Source organism: Thermococcus sp. Bubb.Bath (assembly GCF_012027595.1).
Taxonomy (GTDB): domain Archaea; phylum Methanobacteriota_B; class Thermococci; order Thermococcales; family Thermococcaceae; genus Thermococcus.
Map to the genome: position 1 here is coordinate 1 of NZ_SNUR01000061.1, position 394 is coordinate 394.

General features: G+C 54.3%; 1 protein-coding gene. It reads right to left on the bottom strand.

Annotated features, from left to right (window positions below; translation table 11 throughout):
* Positions 1 to 394, bottom strand: a 394-nt coding sequence (locus E3E29_RS11510; RefSeq protein WP_167911117.1) for a helicase-related protein, incomplete at both ends; no start/stop codon positions are given.

The window sequence follows — 394 nt, forward strand, 5'->3', positions numbered from 1 at the left end:
CCGTTCTTCCTGAGGACAATGCCGTTTATCGCTTCCCTATCAGCGCTCCTTCCAGCCCTTCCAAAGCGCTGGATAAGTGAGAAGAGACCGTCGGGCGGAATGCCGTAGTTTATCACCGCATCCAGATCGCCGATGTCGATGCCGAGCTCGAGAGCGTTGGTTGTGAGGAGAACGAGAAGCTTTCCCTCTTTGAAGTCCCGTTCTATCTCCCAGCGGATGTTTTTAGGCAGCGTTCCCTTGTAGGTGCTCGTCTTGTGAAAGACTGGCGAATTGAGGAGGAAGCGCATGAGCTTCTCCGTTCCTTTACGCGAGTCGAAGAAGACGAGGGTCTTGATCTTCTTCTCGGCGAGCCTCTCCACAACGGCCCTCAAAAGCTGTCTCTCGTCGAGGTTCT